The organism is Paenibacillus sp. Y660 (assembly GCF_057221575.1).
This window is the reverse complement of the sequence record NZ_JBXBBJ010000010.1, coordinates 103,912-123,086: the sequence shown is the minus strand read 5'-3', so window position 1 is coordinate 123,086 and position 19,175 is coordinate 103,912. Positions and strand designations below refer to the sequence as shown.

Annotated in this window: 18 protein-coding genes; 11 read left to right on the top strand and 7 right to left on the bottom strand. The window is 38.5% G+C overall.

The window, feature by feature from the left end; genetic code table 11:
• Positions 1-42: 42 nt before the first annotated feature.
• Entirely contained in the window at positions 43-663 is a 621-nt protein-coding gene (locus AC2TDN_RS13960; protein ID WP_484688412.1) for an EcsC family protein, read from the bottom strand.
• A 245-nt stretch (positions 664-908) separates the two neighbouring features.
• Between AC2TDN_RS13960 and AC2TDN_RS13955 the strand changes: the two genes are divergently transcribed.
• Positions 909-1,277 carry a helix-turn-helix domain-containing protein gene (locus AC2TDN_RS13955; protein WP_484688458.1) on the top strand — a complete coding sequence of 123 codons (369 nt, stop codon included), beginning with the start codon at positions 909-911 and terminating at the stop codon, positions 1,275-1,277.
• 36 nt (positions 1,278-1,313) lie between these two features.
• On the opposite strand, the gene AC2TDN_RS13950 is transcribed toward AC2TDN_RS13955, so the two are convergent.
• The 6 genes from AC2TDN_RS13950 to AC2TDN_RS13925 all read right to left on the bottom strand — a co-directional run bounded on the left by AC2TDN_RS13950 (position 1,314) and on the right by AC2TDN_RS13925 (position 6,321).
• Entirely contained in the window at positions 1,314-1,874 is a 561-nt protein-coding gene (locus AC2TDN_RS13950) for a hypothetical protein (protein ID WP_484688411.1), read from the bottom strand.
• A gap of 104 nt (positions 1,875-1,978) precedes the next feature.
• Complete coding sequence (locus AC2TDN_RS13945; protein ID WP_484688410.1) at positions 1,979-2,242, bottom strand: hypothetical protein; 264 nt, start codon at positions 2,240-2,242, stop codon at positions 1,979-1,981.
• A gap of 4 nt (positions 2,243-2,246) precedes the next feature.
• Positions 2,247-3,281: a hypothetical protein gene (locus tag AC2TDN_RS13940; RefSeq protein ID WP_484688409.1), complete on the bottom strand. Its 1,035-nt coding sequence runs from the start codon at positions 3,279-3,281 to the stop codon at positions 2,247-2,249.
• A 24-nt stretch (positions 3,282-3,305) separates the two neighbouring features.
• Entirely contained in the window at positions 3,306-3,692 is a 387-nt protein-coding gene (locus AC2TDN_RS13935; RefSeq protein ID WP_484688408.1) for a hypothetical protein, read from the bottom strand.
• 201 nt (positions 3,693-3,893) lie between these two features.
• Complete coding sequence (locus tag AC2TDN_RS13930) at positions 3,894-6,023, bottom strand: type II restriction endonuclease (protein WP_484688407.1); 2,130 nt, start codon at positions 6,021-6,023, stop codon at positions 3,894-3,896.
• Between the two features lie 103 nt (positions 6,024-6,126).
• Positions 6,127-6,321, bottom strand: coding sequence for a hypothetical protein (locus AC2TDN_RS13925; protein ID WP_484688406.1), 195 nt, complete (start codon positions 6,319-6,321; stop codon positions 6,127-6,129).
• Between the two features lie 155 nt (positions 6,322-6,476).
• On the opposite strand from AC2TDN_RS13925, the gene AC2TDN_RS13920 reads away from it, so the two are divergent.
• From AC2TDN_RS13920 to AC2TDN_RS13875, 10 genes are all read left to right on the top strand, one after another.
• A complete protein-coding gene (locus tag AC2TDN_RS13920) occupies positions 6,477-8,375 on the top strand; it encodes a DEAD/DEAH box helicase (protein WP_484688405.1) in 1,899 nt (632 codons plus the stop codon).
• Between the two features lie 5 nt (positions 8,376-8,380).
• Positions 8,381-8,809, top strand: a complete 429-nt coding sequence (locus AC2TDN_RS13915; RefSeq protein ID WP_484688404.1) for an EcoRII N-terminal effector-binding domain-containing protein — start codon at positions 8,381-8,383, stop codon at positions 8,807-8,809.
• Positions 8,806-10,410 carry an ATP-binding protein gene (locus AC2TDN_RS13910; protein ID WP_484688403.1) on the top strand — a complete coding sequence of 535 codons (1,605 nt, stop codon included), beginning with the start codon at positions 8,806-8,808 and terminating at the stop codon, positions 10,408-10,410. Before AC2TDN_RS13915 ends, AC2TDN_RS13910 begins: the two co-directional genes overlap by 4 nt.
• Complete coding sequence (locus AC2TDN_RS13905) at positions 10,403-11,236, top strand: HNH endonuclease (protein WP_484688402.1); 834 nt, start codon at positions 10,403-10,405, stop codon at positions 11,234-11,236. Before AC2TDN_RS13910 ends, AC2TDN_RS13905 begins: the two co-directional genes overlap by 8 nt.
• A 418-nt stretch (positions 11,237-11,654) precedes the next feature.
• On the top strand, positions 11,655-12,839 hold the full coding sequence (locus AC2TDN_RS13900) for a TIR domain-containing protein (protein ID WP_484688401.1): 1,185 nt from the start codon (positions 11,655-11,657) through the stop codon (positions 12,837-12,839).
• Positions 12,840-13,119: 280 nt separating this feature from the next.
• A complete protein-coding gene (locus AC2TDN_RS13895; RefSeq protein ID WP_484688400.1) occupies positions 13,120-14,139 on the top strand; it encodes an AAA family ATPase in 1,020 nt (339 codons plus the stop codon).
• A 6-nt stretch (positions 14,140-14,145) separates the two neighbouring features.
• The gene (locus AC2TDN_RS13890) at positions 14,146-16,230 is read left to right on the top strand and encodes a S8 family peptidase (protein ID WP_484688399.1); all 2,085 of its coding nucleotides are present in this window, start codon (positions 14,146-14,148) and stop codon (positions 16,228-16,230) included.
• 66 nt (positions 16,231-16,296) lie between these two features.
• A complete protein-coding gene (locus AC2TDN_RS13885) occupies positions 16,297-16,707 on the top strand; it encodes a hypothetical protein (protein WP_484688398.1) in 411 nt (136 codons plus the stop codon).
• Between the two features lie 186 nt (positions 16,708-16,893).
• Positions 16,894-18,246, top strand: a complete 1,353-nt coding sequence (locus AC2TDN_RS13880; RefSeq protein WP_484688397.1) for an RES family NAD+ phosphorylase — start codon at positions 16,894-16,896, stop codon at positions 18,244-18,246.
• A gap of 129 nt (positions 18,247-18,375) precedes the next feature.
• Positions 18,376-19,044, top strand: coding sequence for a DNA alkylation repair protein (locus AC2TDN_RS13875; protein ID WP_484688396.1), 669 nt, complete (start codon positions 18,376-18,378; stop codon positions 19,042-19,044).
• The last annotated feature ends 131 nt before the right edge of the window (positions 19,045-19,175 follow it).

Here is a 19,175-nt window from a genome sequence, read left to right as displayed (position 1 = left end):
GAGATAAATCCTTTCTATTGGGAGTACTGAAATTGAGGTGATTTATTCAATAAACATATTTCTTGCAGTGTTGCCGATGATATTCGTCGAAACGCCGTCCATGACGGCACCCGTCACGCCTCCGACCAATGGAATTGCTTTGGACAAGTTCACAACACCTTTGGAGCCGAACTTGGTGAGCAGACGGAAGCCGACCTTCTGATTAATCTTTTTAATGACCTCGCCCGATAACTTTTTCAGTCCTTGTTCTGCAACTTTCTTCCCGATCACGATGCCAACATCCTTGAGTATGTCTTTGGCGGCGTTACCACAGAGACTGGCGAATGCCATTGTACGCACTTTATCGTCCTTCACATCATGCCCGCCCATGATTGCGATTGCTGCAATCATTCGAAGCTGTATGTACAGGACAGAGGCAAGATTGGCTGGTATAGCAACTGGTAACGTGATGATGCCGCCGAGACCTGTGAGAAAACCGGACGTTGCGCTTTTCGTGTTTTGCCATCGGATGAGCGTGTTGACCTGATCTTGTAGCTCCCCTTTTCCTTTTGAAAACTCCGCCGCCAACTCGTATGCATCCTGTGTTCCAGGTATCCCTCCAATGACAGCCTTTTCGTACGCCCAATCCAAAGCTTTGGAAATCGTTTGCTGATTAATTGCCACACTAAATCCTCCCCGTTTTTTCTGAGAATATTATCGAGACTTAGCTGAATAGGTAGCTATGCCTCGAATAATTATTCACAGTCCAATCCTTAATTCCTATTTGCAGTTCTTCCAGATGATCCCTTTGATCTAGATTGATTATACTAAACTTATAAGTATAGTAACAGGATAAAATGAAGTTTTAGTATCCTTCTGATCAAAGGTTTCCTTCTCTAGCATGAATAAGAGAAGGACAGGTGATCGTGATGGCGGAATTAAAGGTTTGGGTAGGGAAGCGGCTTAGGCAAATGCGGAGGGAGAAAGGGTTAACGCAGCTTGTGGCTGCTGAGCGTGCTGAAATGGCAGATACGTACTTGGCTGGCGTTGAGCGAGGGGAACGAAACATCTCGCTCGAAAGCTTGGAGAAGATCGTCAAGGCTTTGGATGCCGAGCCCATTGATGCTTTCCGCTTCGGTGAACTGGAGCCTAGCAAGGGACTGAAGGAGAAGCGGGACGTCATCCGTTTGCTCGCGGGGTTTTTGGAGGAGAGGAGCATGGAAGAGATTGAATTGGTCCGCAAGCTCGCTAAAGACGTTATGGCAACCATCGATTCCGAGAAGCGAAAGAAGGACTAAGCGTGCCCGATCCCATCTGGGAATCGGGCCGTTTCTTTACACGCTTGGATAGTGAAGATCAAGGTACTCTTGAACGGCAGCGTTTATCAAGCTCGCGATCTTGGGGAACTCGCCTTGTTGGTGCAGCTGGTGAACTCGGTTGAACAGCGGCTTCTCCAGGTAAGTCGTCATCCGCTCGTAACGTTCGTTGAAAGGAAGATCCTTTCGTGAAAGAGGTTTGAACGGTGATGCTGGAAAAACTTCGCTGCTCGGTTTCTTAGCTGCTTCGATTTCTGTCGACAGATCGATTGGCTTTGTTGCAGGTTTGGGTATTCCTTTTGGACGAAGGACAGGCCCCGGAGTTTTCGCGATTTGTGAACTGGCGACCGGCACAGCTTTTCGCGGCTGTGGCGTTTTTGCTTCAGCTTTAATATCGCTTTCGATAAGTAGTGGAACTGGCTTGGTAGTTGGATCGTTATTGTTCAGATTTTGCGACTCTGTTGAATCTGTTGGGTTTGTCTCTGAGGAAGGCAGAAGATCGTTGTCCGGTAGCCAGAACTCCCGCTGCTCTTTTGCACGTTTTGCAACGTCCCCTAGTTTAAAAGATCTTTGTTTCATAATCGGATCACTCCCTTGTAAGTATGGGTAGCGTCAAGAACAACATCGTTGTCTACGGAAATGCAGACATCGACGTCTACGTTTACGTCTACCCTAATACTTTGTTAGGGACAATCGGTTCTTTTTTTGATAAATGAATGCTCAATTAACTCCAGCCTCACGTCAAGAAGCTCATCGTCAATACTTCTTTCAATGGCACGTATAGATGTAATGAGGCGGTGCACAGTCGGCAGATGTACGCCTTCGTCTGACGAACGAATTGATTGCCAAATTGTTGCGAGCAGCAACTGGCAAGTATCCTGCTGTTTGAGCAAATCGTCCTCTCGTTCGATCAGTGCGGTATGAATTGCAATCCGTTCATTTTCCATTAGGCTACTTCCTTGCTCGGACGTATTTTGGATTAACGGCAATTTTCTCTGCCGAATGGTGGATATAAAAACGCATATCGCGGGTGGAGTTATTGGCTTGCTCGGTAAAGGCATGACGTAATGCCGGATTCTGAACGTTCCAGTAATCTCTCAATTTTTGTCCGCCAAACAAAGCAACCATAGCATAGTTGTAACTGGCAGGATTGCAGATGCCGCCAGTTCCTAACGGAAGATGATTTATCACTTCGCCAATCGATAAGTTCTCTTGTGGGAGATCTTCTGCTTCGAGCGAAAGTAAAAAGCAGGCAAACAGGATGTCGGCATTGGCTCGGTTAGTAATCTGCTCAAGATTGAAGCGCTTCGAATTGGCGGTATCCCACGAGAAAGAACGGATCGATGCCTCTTTCGTTTTGAAGTCAGCGGGGAGATTTGCGTACGCATGACGATTGCCATATATTTTAAGGAATCGATCAAGCTTGACGTTGGATTCGTTGCCGTAGGGAAGTTTTGGGGAGACGACTCGAAAAAACGTGCTGTAGTCCTGTAGAAGGCTGAAGGAAAGATCAAGAGGGACATCTTCTCCAATGCAACCGGCTGCCCTGAGTAGTTCGAGCATGGCGTCGAGCCTGTGTCGATCGACAATCTCAAACACGCCAGGCTGTTGAAGGTGGAGCAGGAACGCCGCCGCGCCAAAGCCGTGGTGCCAGTTGGGCAGCTTGTCGTGCCAAAAAGCAAAAGCCTGTTCTGGATCATGCGCGGCGGTTTCTGTGAACTCGGGCCATGCCTGGACGATCGAGGAGATCGTTTTTCGCTGGGAGAGCGGAAGATCGCCGCGTTGCCAGTTTCCAAAGTGCCAGCTGAGCGCCTGCTTTAACGTCTCTTTGGTGACATTCTTCGGATCGCAGAAAAGCGGACGCCACTCGTCCAGAGGCTCAACTGGAAATCGGGCGAACGGAAATCTGTTAAGATGTTCATCAAGCCGCTCGGTTATGGCAGCAGAAATGGCGCGCTTTTCTTTTTCATTCAACGTTAGGGTCATAAACAAGTCTCCATTCAAATAGAGTTATGAATGATTGTAAGGGCTACGATAGGATGCTTCTTCTGCATCGGTAGATACCCAGAATGGATCAGCCAATTCGGAGACCCATCGCTTAGCCAGTTCAATTGGGCTGCCTTCCGTGATCGGCGGCCCATCGGCCCATTCTTCTTCATTGCTGAAGTAAATGTCATCCGAATCCATGGTAACGCACAGGTCCGTTCCATCAAAGTACGGATTGACTACATCATCTTCCAGGTAGGTGAGAGCGAGCCTCACCTTGAGGTCAATCGCCTGTAATGGATTCACAGGGTTCAGCTGTACTGCTGATACCGCCAAGATGTGAATGGTGCCGTCGGGATTAAACGTCGAATTCAGAAAATCCAAAAGCCTCTGTTGATGATCGTGATTCATAGAAATCCTCCATTTCTTTGTATTCCAAGTCATGATATATATCCGAATACTTAGATAATACGGAGCGAGAATATTGCAACTTTAGAGTTTTCGGGAGGGGCTCGACTTAACTATCTATGAGGCTATGTAGTTGATAAAAATAGAGCTATCGTGATTCAGCAAATAAAAAGAGGCCATAGCCATTATGACTATGCGCCTCTTTTAGGTAGTAGAATATACAGATGTTTTATCTGAGATATAATTACAGAATTCTGTAACAGTTAGCAATTTTTCTCGATATTCAATCGGATAATACGAATGGTACTTGCTAGGAACTACTAAAGTTATATTATTATCATATATCTCATCTAAAATTGATGCACTTATACCTTTTTCTAGAGTTACCAGAAATAAAGAAGAAGCATTAATTTTCAAGTAATCCTTCCAGTTGTCTTTACATGTTGTACTTGGTATCAAGGTTATGCATTCGTTATCTGTGTTTAAGAGAAAACCAGTCTGTCTTCTGGAAAACTTCTCTGGAAATTTGAATGATAAGTTAGATTTACTAAAGATATAGTCAAGATGAAATTGGAATGACAGTTCTGACCTACGAGACCTTATAAGAGCAGCAGTGCTTGCAAACTTCAATAGCGTATCAATGTCGCTGAAAGGAGTATCCAGCTTGGTTTGGTAAATTCTCTTTTCTATTGACTTAAATACTTGGTACTCTAACTCAATCCATTCTAGAAGTAAGGTATCAGCATTATTGTAGTCAATATTTTTATTTTGCTGTACTTGAGAATTATTATATATTTCCCTCGTTCTTTTCGAAATTTGTCTTGGTGTAGGTATTTCCCCTGTTATTGAATCAACATAATCATTTATATCTTTTTCCAAAGCGCTTGCATCATTTGAGATCATTTGGTCTTTGATACCGTATGTTGCTGTATTGTTTGCAGGTGAAACTGAGAATGTTTCAAGGAAGGCTTCAGAATCTTCACCAGATAACACGTAACCTAAGTACTCTTCGTTAGTTACTTTTATAATAATAAGAAGATCCCCTAAGTATTCATCAGTAAAAAAGGGAAATTTCTTACCGAATCTTGTTATCCTATATTCATTTCTTGATTTTTTCCCATACCACTTAGCCATACTATCGGTGTGAAAGTCCAGTTGCTCCCAGTATATTCGTATTGGTGACTCTTTATTTTCCTCTTTAATACCCTGCTTATCAAAGACAATAGACCAGGCATTTTTGGGAACATAGATACCTGATTGATGTGTCCCCGTTTTACCAATATCATTTCCTGAAATAAATTTACAAAAGAATTGTCCGTATTGAGATGCTCTGGCTATTGCTTCATCACGAATATCTGAGTAATGAAACTTGCTTCTATCGTATCCAGATACCTTTTTATTCTTTTTTAAGGCTTTGAACATATTTTCTGCAATTTTTTCAACGACAGGGACAGCCACTGAATTTCCGAATTGCTTGTAGGCAGCAGCATCAGAAACAACAATTTTGAAATCATCAGGAAACCCTTGTAGTTTGGCGCACTCTTTAGGCGTTAACCGTCTTGGGTTTTTTTGGGACTGAGGTATTAGAATTTCCGAGCCATCTTTGTAATACCTAGCTGAAAGGGTACGTGATGGGCCATTAAAGTCAACCATTCCGAAGCCAAATCCGTTTCCGGCTTTTTGATGTTTCTCTGCATAGTTCTGAAGGTACTTCCATAAGTTATCCGTTAAAGTGTATTTAGGGTCTACATTCGATTCAAGTATAGATTTAATCGGGGGTCCATTATCGGGAAGAACGGGAAATTCAAATTCTAAGGGTTGTTTAAACCCAACCAGATATATGCGCTCCCTGTGTTGTGGAACCAATCCTTTGGCATCTAAGACAGTGTCATATACCTTGTAACCAAGCTCTTTTTGTAGCACCCTCATTATTGTACGAAAAGTTTTGTTATTATCATGTGATCGAAGATTCTTTACATTCTCTAAAAGAAACGCTTTTGGTTTTTTATCACGAATGATACGTGCAATTTCAAAGAATAATGTTCCCTGTGTCTCGTCAGCAAAGCCATGCTTACGACCCAGTGAATTTTTTTTTGAAACACCTGCAAGACTAAATGGTTGGCAAGGAAATCCAGCTAAAAGAATGTCATGGTCTGGTATTTCATCAGAATGAACATTACAAATATCACCAACAGGCTTATACCCAAAATTGGCCTCATATGTTTCTTGGGCTTTAAGATCCCACTCGGAAGAAAAAACGCATTTTGCTCCTTGACGTTCAAATGCAATTCGAATTCCGCCGATACCAGCGAAAAGATCAATAAATTTATACATTTAATTAGTCCTCTTTACTATGAAGTGACCTTATGGAATGATATTATATTGTACCATTCGCGGTTGGTGCGAACAAGTGTTTTGTTTATGGTAATTGATCAAATTACCGAGTTATTTTTTCTTTCCATTCAATTAAATCATGTATTAATTCATTGAGATCTTTATGAAAAGGATAATTCTCAGTTACCCTCTCGAACAATAGTGGATGCTGTTGATCCCAATCGGTGCTTTCCCAATTCTTACTTAGCTCCATCATGCTGTCTATACAATTATCAATACTTTCTAATATTTTATCCAAATGGGTTACCTCATTTCATTGAAATTGTCTACTTTAATATTATCACTGAAAGCAAAAAATGGTAAGTGGAAGAAACAGGTGACGCGTCAACTTAAATGTATTATCCTATTACTATAGGCCTGTAAAAATTTTCTTATCTAGGGTGGAAGTCGTATATGGATATTGGTAGATGGTTTCTTATTGATAAGAAGTTTCTTGCTGTAAGTAATGGGGGGAGTAGTTTCGTTGTTCCCACTGCGAGTGATATATTCATGACTGAATTTAAAAACAAGCATCAAATTAACGATATTAGTGTTGTAAAACCTACAGATCAACTTGCTAACTTGAAGATGTCAAAGTTTCCTTTGAATATAAAGCTTCAGATTACATGTAATTTGAATGCAGAAATAAAAATAAATACTGTGATAGATCATAATCATTCTATAATTAATGTGCCCGAATTTTTGGATAAAAATTACGATCACATTATAATAGAGAATGTATGGTATCCTCTCGTACGAGATGCGTTGGTAGAAACACAGATGATTCTTGAGCATGCCAAGATCAATCAACTTGGCAAAATTACATTGCGACAGTACGTTGCCCTTAAATCATCAAGCAATCCTATAATTTTAGATGAATTGACATCATTACCTTTAGACAAAATAGCACTGCTTGACAATTCAGAACTAGAAATTCCTGGATTTGTTGGACAGTTATACCCTTATCAGCTTCAAGGCTACCGCTGGTTGAAAATGATCTCAGAACAGGAAGCTGGTTGTATTTTAGCAGATGAAATGGGATTAGGTAAAACAGCCCAAATCATTGCACTATTATCCAGCCAAAGCAAAGGAAATGAGAAGCAATCATTAGTAATAGCACCCGTATCATTATTAGAGAATTGGAGGAGAGAAATCTCGAAATTCGCTCCAGATCTAACCGTTCTTATTCATCAAGGGGTAAGAAGGACAGGATTCTTTTCAGAACTACAAAAATACAATGTGATTATTACATCTTATGAAACAGTACTTAGAGATCTATCTCTGTTTGAAATGATTGAGTGGAATATTGTTGTAATTGATGAAGCACAGGCTATAAAGAATCCAACGGCTAAAAGGACTCTTGCTTTAAAGCAGATACCACGTAGAATATCTATTGCAGTAACTGGTACACCTATTGAAAACAGACTTCTTGACCTATGGTCTTTAGCTGATTTTGCTTTCCCTGGCTTCTTAGGGGATATGAAACAGTTTGAAAACAATTATCCAGATATTATAGAGGGGGCAATTTCTTTAGAGCCCATTATATCTCCCATAATGCTACGTCGAAGGGTTAAAGATGTAGCCAGTGATCTACCGGAACGTATTGATATTCCACAGATAATGGAACTTTCTGATAAAGAAATCGATGGTTATGAAAAAATTAGACAACAGGTGATAGATGAATATGGGAAAAATGCTTCACTTGTATCACTTATTAAACTGAGGATGTACTGTACGCACCCTTATTTGCAAGAGGGAAATCAGGGTGACCCATCAGAGTTTATAAAGTATCAAAGAATGATCGAAATATTAGAAGAAATAGTATTAAACAAAGAAAAAGTACTTATTTTTACATCCTATAAGGAAATGACAGATATTTTGGTTCAAGATCTATCAAAACGATTTCTTATAGATTGTGATTTTATCGATGGACGTGTTGAAGTAAGCGAACGTCAAACTAAAATAGATAAGTTTGGAAGTATTGAAGGTTCAGCTATTTTGATTCTTAATCCTCGGGCTGCAGGGGCGGGATTAAATATCACAGCAGCTAACCATGTTATTCACTACAATTTAGAATGGAATCCTGCTGTAGAGGATCAAGCTTCTGCTCGCGCACACAGACGTGGGCAGACAAGACCTGTAAACGTATATAGACTTTATTTAGCAGATACTGTGGAAGAGGCTATAAATGAACGAGTAATACGAAAACGCTTGTTATCTGATTCTGCAATAGTCGGTACTGATGGAACCAGCGATAATTTAGATATAATTCAAGCACTAATGAAATCACCGATCAGAAAGGGGATTAATTGAGCCGTATGAATGAAATAAATGTAAAAGCAATAAGTAAAGTATTGAGTGCCAATGATACTGGAGAAACAGGCGGACATCAGGCAGGAATGTTAATACCTAAAGTAGAAGACGTACTTTCATTCTTTCCAAAATTAGGGTCTGATACGAAAAACCCTCGAGTGGCACTTCGTTTTGAAGACGAAGAAGGGCAAGCTTGGAAGTTTAATTTTATTTACTATAATAATCGTTTCTTTGAAGGAACAAGAAATGAATTTAGATTAACTGGTATGACAACATATATTAGACAAAACAATCTTACAGCAGGGGATACTATTATCCTAAAGAGAACATTAAATAACCAATTAGAAATCTATTATGAACGTTTTGAAAACATTGAAGAAGTTCCGGATGATGTTTTACGTCTAGGATCTACATGGAAGGTGGTCAAAATATGAGAACAAAGAAATTGCCGCCACGTGCAACAAGAATGATAGAAGGTTTAAGGGATACAGGTTACGAGTTTAATACAGCAATGGCTGATATTATTGATAACTCTGTCGCTGCAGATGCCTCATTAATTGAGGTAGAAGTGAAAATGGATTATACCGGGGAAATAAGCATATACATAGCGGATAATGGGCGCGGTATGCATGAACAAGGTTTAGAAGATGCTATGACCTATGGCTCACTTGAGAGACCGGACCCTAGTAGTCTAGGAAAATTTGGATTGGGATTAAAAACGGCATCCACAGCATTTTGTAGATGTTTATCTGTTACCACCCGTCCTGGAGTGAATGAGCAAACAATTAAAGCACGTTGGGATTTAGATTACATTAGTGATGTCGCCAAGGACTGGGTATTGCAATATCCTGACGTTGACCCCTTCGAGCAAGAATTGCTAGAAAGAGTGTCAGGAGGAAAATCGGGTACCGTTGTTACTTGGCAAAATGTGGATAGGTTAATGAAAACTTACGCAGATCAAGCCGGTACACATGCTCGAAAGGCACTAGAGAAGATTACTAAGAACCTACAAGAACATGTTTCAATGGTTTTTCAGCGGTTTCTAGATGTAGATTCTACCACAGCTCCAAATGTAAAGATTAAAATTAATGGAGATGATGTTGTACCGTGGGATCCTTTTTGCAAAAAAGAAGAAGAGACAATTCTTTTGGCACATAAAGTTCAAACCGTACAAATTGATGAAAATGGTACGACGACATCATTCGAAATCAAAGCATATGTAATACCACGAAAAGAGGAATTCTCTAATGAAGATGCTTGGAGAACCGCTAACTTAAACAATGACATGCAAGGGTTTTATATATATAGGGAAAACCGACTAATTCATTTCGGAGATTGGCTTGGAATGTTTCAAAATGAACCTCACGGAACTTTACTAAGAGTTGAATTTTCGTTTGATCATACTTTAGATGAGGCTTTCAATGTTGATATTAAAAAGTCGAGAATACTTTTGAACGGTGAGTTGTACAATTGGCTCAAAGGAACATTTTTACCAGCCCCAAGAAGAGCGGCGGATGAACGTTATAGAAAAGGTGTCAGTAGCAGTGTAACAAAGGTATCCAAAGGTGCACATGATAGTTCAAATGCAGGAATCGGATCACGTGAAAATGAAGTGCAGATCTCAAAAGTGGAAGTGAAAAATCCTGCTACTAACGAAGTTGAGGTCACTAATAAAAAGGGTCGGTTTACAATAAAAATACCGGTTGTGGAGCCAACTAAGGAAGGTGAACTATTTGTTCAACCTGTAGAATCTATTAATGAGGGATTGTTATGGGAACCATGCATTATTGGTCAACATCATGCCGTCCGTATCAATACAAAACATGAGTACTATCATAAAGTTTATGTACCAAACTTAGCTTCTGGTGTAACAATTCAAGGGATGGACTCTTTGCTTTGGGCGCTCAGTGAGGCGGAGTTAGGAACTTTTAATGAATCTACTATGTATCACTTTAAAGAACTTCGTTACGAGGTTTCCAAAATACTTAGAAGATTAGTCGAGGACCTTCCAGAGCCGGAGATTAATAATGAATAGAATAGATTTATATAAGTTTAATAATTTATTGATGGACAGATTTGACATTGCTTTGCAATCATCACTTAATAATGAAGTGTTAGATATCCGTCCAATTGATCTTCAACGTGGTAGTGGGTTTGTCATTAGGGTTACAAAAGGATGGAGAAATCTTAGCGTTGAATTTATTGCGGATAATTTTTCTGCAAATCTTATTCGAGCTATAGGATTAGCAGATGCTCAGAAGAGACAATTGTTTCGTTCCATAGCTTTTACAGCTGGGCATGATGAACTAATATTTAAAGTTAATGGCAGTGACGTTAATTTAGATGAGTTGGCATCATGGCCAGCACAATGGAACCAGCTATTTTTAAAGTTGACTCGAATGCCGGTTATTAGTGAAGACTTAAATCCTTCTGAAATTCATGACTTAGTCGTAGAAATTGCAGGGAAAGTGCTTGGGATGATTGTTTGTTTACTTCCTCTGGAGGAATCTTATGAGGAGGTTAGATTGGGTTTACCTGAAGGTGCGGTATCAAAAATTGAAGTTAACCGCTATGAGAGAAGTACGTTAAATAGGGAAGCTTGTATAATCATACATGGATGTTGCTGTAAAGTGTGTAACTTTAACTTTTTGGAGTATTATGGAGCAATAGGACGGGGTTTTATTCATATTCACCATGTAACTCCAGTTTCGCAAATAGGCCCTAATTACGTTGTTAATCCAGAGACGGACTTAGTTCCGGTTTGTCCAAATTGTCATGCAATGATTCATAAGAGAAATCCACCAATTTCTGTTGAAGAACTCAAAAGTATAATAGCTTCAGGAGTAAATATTGCAAATTAATTAAAGATGGGCAGAGTACCTGCTCATCTTTATTTTAATAGTTGTTACTTTCTAAAAAATAGGGGGCTTAATATGAAAATTTATAGCCTTGAGGAAGTTTTTAATGAGGCATCGTTTCCAGAGGTTACCTTTGTTAAATCTAAATATTATCGTGAAATTAGATCGTCTATCAGGGCAGAAGGCAAACATATTACTATATCCGGACCTTCTGGATCAGGAAAGTCAACCCTCCTCAAGGGGTTGCTAAAAGATCTAAATTAATAAACCAGAGTACCATGAGTTTAACGGTAGGTCATACACCGAATACCAGTCAATAGTTGAGATACTCGCCATTGAGTTAAAGCAGCCTAATGATTTTGAATCGGTTACGGTTGAATTAGAAAAATATAAATTTATAGTTATTGAAGATTTTCATCACTTGTCAACCATTGTAAAACATCAACTGGCTGATACGCTTAAACTTTGGCATGAGAAGAATGTCAGATTCATTCTTATAGGAATTGCAAGCTCAGCCGCCGAACTAACTGGAGTGGATCCAGAATTGGCAATTAGAAATGATCCTTACGAGCTTAAGCAGGAAAGTGATGAGTTTATTGGTGAATTAATTAAATTAGGTGAAGAAGCTTTAAACATAAATCTCAGTAAAGAACTTAGAGAACAAATAATAATGGCATCAAAGGGAGTTCCATCAATAACACAAGTCATATGTAGAATCACTTGTATTACATGTGATATTGAGGGAACCGTTGAGGGTGAGACACAGGTTATTGATTTACGATTAAAAGATATCAGGGAATCAGTTTTGAGAATCTTTAATGCTAAATATTTTGATAGAATTGTTGGTCTTGCAAAAGGAAAAGAGCATGCGAGATCAGTGCATAATACGTACTATGACATTATTGTAAATATTGCCGCTGAGGACAAATCAGAAATTGCAGTTGAGACATTGCGATCTAAAATTGTAGGGAGCATTTCTGATGCTGGTGAAAGAAATAGGAAGGGAACGTCTTTTGCAAACTGTTTGAAATATCTAGCGGATGTTATTGAATCTAGAGGACTAAGTGATGCACTTTACTATAGAAAAGGTGCATCGTATATTTCAATAGAAGATCCTTCTTTTAGATTTTATTTAAATCTTGTTGATATGGAGTTAGTTAAATCAAGGTTACATATTCGTAATAATGGATATGCCTATGACGTTGCGGTTTCATTTGCGGGTGAAGTCCGTGAGACAGTAAAAGAATTTGTTGACAGTTGCAGGGAGATGGGAATTAATATTTTTTATGATTTTGATGTACAACATATTCTCTGGGGGACAGATTTACAGCCTAAGTTACTTGAAGTATATACAAATGAAGCATTATACATGGTAATCTTTATTTCTAAGGAATATCCGATTAAAGATTGGACAAGTTTTGAATCCGAAATTGGTAGGAATGCATCTCAGAAGAGAATAACTGAATACTTACTCCCAATTAAGCTGGATGATACTCCTATTGTAGGTTTGAAAAGTTCTGTGGGTCATTTAGATTTACGTCAGTTAACTGTAACACAAGTGGTTGATATTTTAGATCGTAAACTTACTGAATTTGGAGAGCAGTGAATAATAATAATTGAGAAAAATGCAGCTGACGAAGCTGCATTTTTTGAGTCCTTTCTATTTACAGTGTTAAGGGAAATTAAAAACCGCTCATACTGGTGTCCAAAAAATTTCGCCTTAGCGATGATATGCTGAACCGTATCATAAATAAAGCGAAATTCAATTTGTCAAGGAAAGATTGAAAAAAGAGTCACAATAAAGAAACTGAATCGAGTATAATGTAAATAATAAGGAAATTAACCAGTTAAGCTTGGATACGATTATAGAAAGGAGCGATAAAATTGTGAATGCCTCGTTAATGAAACGGCTGTTCAAAGCAATTAATGAAAATGGAAGCGAAAGCTTGGAAAAGCTGGCTTATGTCATAATTGAAGATGAGAAAAAGAAAGGTCATGAAGTTCTCGCTCAACAATTAGATAAAATAATTAATAATAAAGTATCTTCCCAAAGATTAATTGAAACAGTACCTCCTAATAAACATACTAACATAGGGGAAAAAAGAGCTTTAGTAAATTTACCAACGGATAGGCGTTATAACCAACCATTAGCTACATTAATTCAAAGAAATGATCTTGAGCATCACATGGTTTTACCATCAGACATTGAGAATCGATTTGCCGTTATAGAAAAAGAGTTTACAGCTAGGGAGAGGCTAGCGAAGTATGGTTTAAAACATAGAAAAAAAATACTTCTTTATGGTTCTCCAGGTTGTGGGAAAACATTAGGTGCCCAAAGAATTGCTTGGAACACGGGCTTACCTTTGTTAAAGGTAAGATTTGATTCAATACTTTCTTCTTACCTAGGAGAATCAGCAGTAAATTTAAGAAACCTTTTTGAAAGTACAGCAAGTAATCCCTGCGTTCTGTTGTTAGATGAGTGTGATTTTATCGCTAGATCAAGAGAAGGCGGTCAAGATGTAGGGGAGATACCTCGAATTGTAAATACTTTATTGCAACTTTTAGATGAGTATAACGGTAATGGCTTGATTATAGCTACAACAAATTTGCAAGGTGCGTTGGATAAAGCATTATTCAGAAGGTTTGATGATGCTTTTGAAATTCCCAAACCAGGAAATGAACAGATCGAGAAACTAATAAAAGTTACACTTTCATTACTTCACTTTTCTAATGATATTCAGTGGATAGAAATTGTCGAGCGACTGAAAGGTTTTTCTGCTGCTGAAATTGTAAAAATCGCGGAGAATTCTGCAAAAGAAGCTATTCTAAGCGGATATGATTTTGTCTCAAATAAGAATTTAATGAATGTTATTAGTCAGACAAAAAATTACGAAAATATGGGGTAATATCGAATGGTTCATCAAGGTAATTATAAGCACTTACCTTTACCCTTAATCATCAAAGACCGAGCATATCTTACCGGGGGCGGGCAAACTTCTCAAACTACGAAAGCTAATAGGAACAACAGAGTAGGACACGGTGGGAACCTTAGAAATAAAGCTACAAGTATCAATCAAGCATGGCATCAAAAAATTATTCTTAGGCAAGAAGAAGGCCTTCCTGAATTACCTAGATCAATTCCTATACTATTGGAAATAGATCCGAACGTAGATACAGATTTTCTACGTTCTTTTGGTTTTGAAGTTATATCTGAGCAAGAGGATGGATTTATTGTTATAGCTACTGAAGACATAGACATGGTGCGTTTCTTTAACAATGTTGATAAATTCATTCAAAATCTACCAAGGTCTGGGAGCTCTGCACAAATCCATCAACTGCATGGTGATGAAAACATTGATGTGCGACTACAAAGAATATTATCTGAAAAAATATATCTGGAATGGCCTGGAATCAGTGATGATGAGCACTACACAGTAGATATCGGTATTGAGTGTCTGGGCAGTTTTGTTATTCCTGATCCAGTTCAACGAAATGTTGGAGAAAATGAAGATAGATTTCAATTAAGACATTCTAAATGGGAAGGAAAAGTTCAAGAAGTATATTTACAACTTGATGAACTTAAAATGGAAAGAGAAATACTATTAGAAACCTTTATTAATGCTTATGGCGGTAATATTATTAGCATTTTTGAAGAAGGTGATGCAATTACGTCACTGTCTGATAGTTTTACTGCTAGGGTTGAGATAAATGGTAAAGGTTTAAAGGATATCACTCTAAACTTCCCATACGTTTTTGAGATAGTTGAACCTGAGGAAATGGTTTTTTTAAGGGCTCAAGATGAATTTGGCAATACTTTTACTGATGAAGTCGAAGTAATTCCTCCTGAAGAGAATGCACCCAGGATTTGTATTATTGATAGTGGAATACAAGAAGGACATAGGTTATTGAATCCAGCGGTGGATTCAAATATGTCTCATTGCTACTTACCAGATGAGACTGATATTTCAGACAGGGTAAATGGTGGTGGGCATGGAACAAGAGTGGCAGGTGCTGTCTTGTATCCAAATGAAATCCCTAAGACTGGTTTAGTGACGGCAGAGTTTTGGATTCAAAATGCTAGAGTATTAAATGAGAGGAACTTAATGCCTAGCAGATTATTTCCTCCCAAACTGTTACGTGAAATAGTTGAAAAATACTTAGAAGAGACAAATACAAGACTGTATAATCATTCAATTACTGGATTTTTCCCATTTAGACTTAAACATATGTCTTCGTGGCCTGCGGAAATGGATAACCTATCTTATCAGAATGATATTTTATTTGTACAAGCTGCAGGTAATGTACCTCCGGATTATAATGGACCGTTTAGATATGGAATAGGGCAACATCTTGATTCAGGTAGGACCTATCCTGATTACTTGTTAGAACAATCTTGCAGAATACCAAGTCCTGCTCAAAGTTTACAGGCGATAACTGTTGGTTCAATTAGTCATGGAGAGCTAGTTGATGTTGATAGAAGAACACTTGGGGGAGATGGGTGGCCATCCGCCTTTTCTGCAACTGGTCTAGGTATTTGGGATACATTGAAACCTGATGTTGCAGAATACGGTGGAACATATGTAATTGATAACGGTACGCCGAGGAGTTTTACTAATCCGTCAGAAGTTTGCCCCGAACTGATTCGCTCATCTCCACCGGCGTATGCAAAAGATAGTATTGGTACTTCGTATGCTACACCTAAGGTAACTCATGTACTAGCACACATACAAAAAACGTTACCTGATGAATCGGCATTGTTGTATAGGGCATTACTAGCACAATCAGCTAGATGGCCTAATTGGGCCTCAACAGTTCCACAAAACGAGAAAGTAAATGTCTTAAGGCACATGGGATATGGCGTGCCTAATGTAGAAAGAGCGACCTTAAATAATCCATATCGAGTAACTCTAATGACCACAGGGCGAACAGAAATCATTTCAAAAGAAGCCCATGTTTACGAAATTCCTATTCCAGATTCAATCAGAACAGCTGGGTAGGAGCATGATATCTTAATTGAAATAACTTTATCCTATGTAGCTAAACCGAGAAGAACAAGGAAGAAATTGAGGGGTTATTTAGCGACATGGCTTGATTGGAAAAGTAGTAATATTGGTGAAAGTCCTACTTCATTTACTAATCGTGTTCTCCATGGAAGAAATCATCAGCAAAGGGATGATGAATCTAATATTCCTTGGACTATCGGCAATCGTATTAATACAGGAATTGACGGTGTTTCAAGAAATTCGGGCACACTTCAAAAAGATTGGGCCGTTATAAAATCTCATGAGTTAACAAATGGGTTCAATATAGCTGTTATTGGACATCCTGGATGGAATAAAGATCCAAACATTAAAGCCTTTTACTCATTAGTAGTGAGTTTTGAAGCAATAGATGGTCATCTTGAGATTTATGATTTGATTAGGGCAGAGGTAGAAGCTGTAGTTGAAACAGAAACTGAAGTTACGGTTATCTGAAAACATCTCATTTTGTAGGGTGCCTTGTTAGGTACCCTTTATTTACATCTATTTTTATTTAAAAATAAATTGATAAATTCTTAATTAATAGCTCTATGGTTTTCTAAACTGTGCATCGCGGGTTCGAATTATCTATCCGATAAATACTACAATGATTAAATTTCCCATACTAGGGGGCGTATATGTATGTGGGACAAGTACTGTTGCGAAAATTGTTTCCAATCTACAGGCATTGTTAAGTTCATTCAGGACAAATATCAAGTGGGTAACTGTGACTATTGTCAAAGTAATGGAATATATGTTTGTCCTATAGAAGATGTCGGATGCTACGTTAGAGAATGTATTGGCAAAGCATATGAACATCTCAACGATGGAACTGGTGCCTTTTATGACTCCGAAGATGGTTGCTATTCAACCAGTGGAAAATCAGTTGTTGATATTCTCACCGAGGAAGAAGCAATATTTGACGATACCTACGTTAATACTATTGTTATAAACAAAATAATAAAGGATATGATTCGTGCTAGCGGACCAACTGATCGGGATATTATGCAAGGTGCAGAGGACGATTATAGAGATGTCCATGATCCGTGTTTAGTCTTAACAAATGAACTATACGGTAGTGAGAGCACCACTGCCTATACTGCTTGGGAGCAATTTAAATTCGCTTGCATGCATTTCAATCGATACTTTGATATTGGGGGACCACAATCAGACCGTGGAAAATTACTTAACCAGCTAGAAATTGTATTCAACTCAATGCAAGCCACACTCAATTCTCAAAACACATTGATTCGAGCAAGATCATTTGAGTTAGAAGATAGCAAAACGCTTAGTGATATTAATGCTTATAAGGAAACATCACCTGCGCCAATTAAGTATGCACCTAATAATCGAATGAGCCCTGCAGGAATTTCATACATGTATCTAGCTAATTCATTATCCACATGCCTACAGGAAATTCGCGCGATAGTAGGAGGTAAAGTAATTGTCGGCGCTTTTTATCCTAAGAAAGATATTAAAGTACTCGACTTATCAATAAAGCCACAGATACCCAAGCTCAGCATTTTTGATGAGAACTATGATCATGATCTTATTTGGATTGATGAGTTTATCACACAGTTTAAATGGGAGATTAGCAAACCCATCTTAGATAAAGAAAAAGACTTAGAATACGTTCCAACACAAGTTTTAGCCGAGTACATTCGTCAATTAGGATACCAAGGAATAGTTTATGAGAGTAGTTTGATCAAAGGAACTTATAATTATGTCCTATTCTTTGGACCAGATCCAGAATTATTTGATGATACCTACACTTCTTTCGGTTTGTGGTTCAGTCCAGCAAACGAGCTTCCTTATTTCCATAAGGAGCTGGTTTTAGGGGAGGTTCATTATTATGAAGTTCTTCACTCCAATAAACCAGGGAACCCAATAGAAATTATTACTGATATTCCAGAGATAAAGGAAAAGACTTATCATTCTCCAATGATCTCTGATGAGGATTTCCACAGCCTAATATTTCACCCGGATGAACTCTGAATTTCCAAGTACGAGGGATTCTATCGTCAGTGTCTTGCCGATTCGATGCCGATGTTGCTCGTTGGTTGGGGCATATATCGGGCCATGGACATATTATGAAACAGTGCTTTAATAAAGGAGTTGTGTCAAATGAATAAGAATAAAAGTACTGAAATGAAACGCTCTTCAAAAGCAGAAAACATTCTACCACAGATCAATAGTAAAACTAAGCTAGGCGACTTACGAAAAATCGCGAAGGACATTAAAATAGATCACGAACTAGCTATGGAACTTTGGTCAACCGAAGGGTTTTTGCCCAGACTATTGGCAATCTTAATTATGGACAAAAAACTTCTTTCAGAAGATGTGCTAAATAAGCTTGATAAGGATATGCAGATTCACACATTTGAAGAGCGAAATAACTTAATGGATTGGTTAATGGCTAATCAGCTCACCAAAGACAAGAAGAAAATTGCATTGATGGAGTTATGGGAAAATAGTCCTTCTGCTCTTCAAAGGCGAGCCTTCTGGTATTATAAAGGGCGATTGAGATGGACTGGACAAACACCTCCTGATAACACCGAAGACTTACTATCTGCAATTGAAGCTAATATGGCGAAGGAAGAACCGGAAGTTCAATGGGCTATGAATTTCACAGCAGGCTGGATAGGCGTTTATGATCAAAAGAATCGAGCACGTTGTATTGAACTTGGTGAGAAAACGGGTCTTTATAAAGATGAAATGGTATCAAAGGGCTGTACTCCCAATTATTTGCCGGAGTTCATTGCGATTGAAGTTAACAAACGAAATAATAATTAGTTACCCCTGAAAAATTTATTAGTGTTTGATGTGAAAATAAAGGAATTCAAAGCCTCAATATGGAAAAAGGATCTGAAAGTAAGCTTCCAGATCCTTTTTGCTTAAAGAATTTCGCCTTTAGAATGATATGC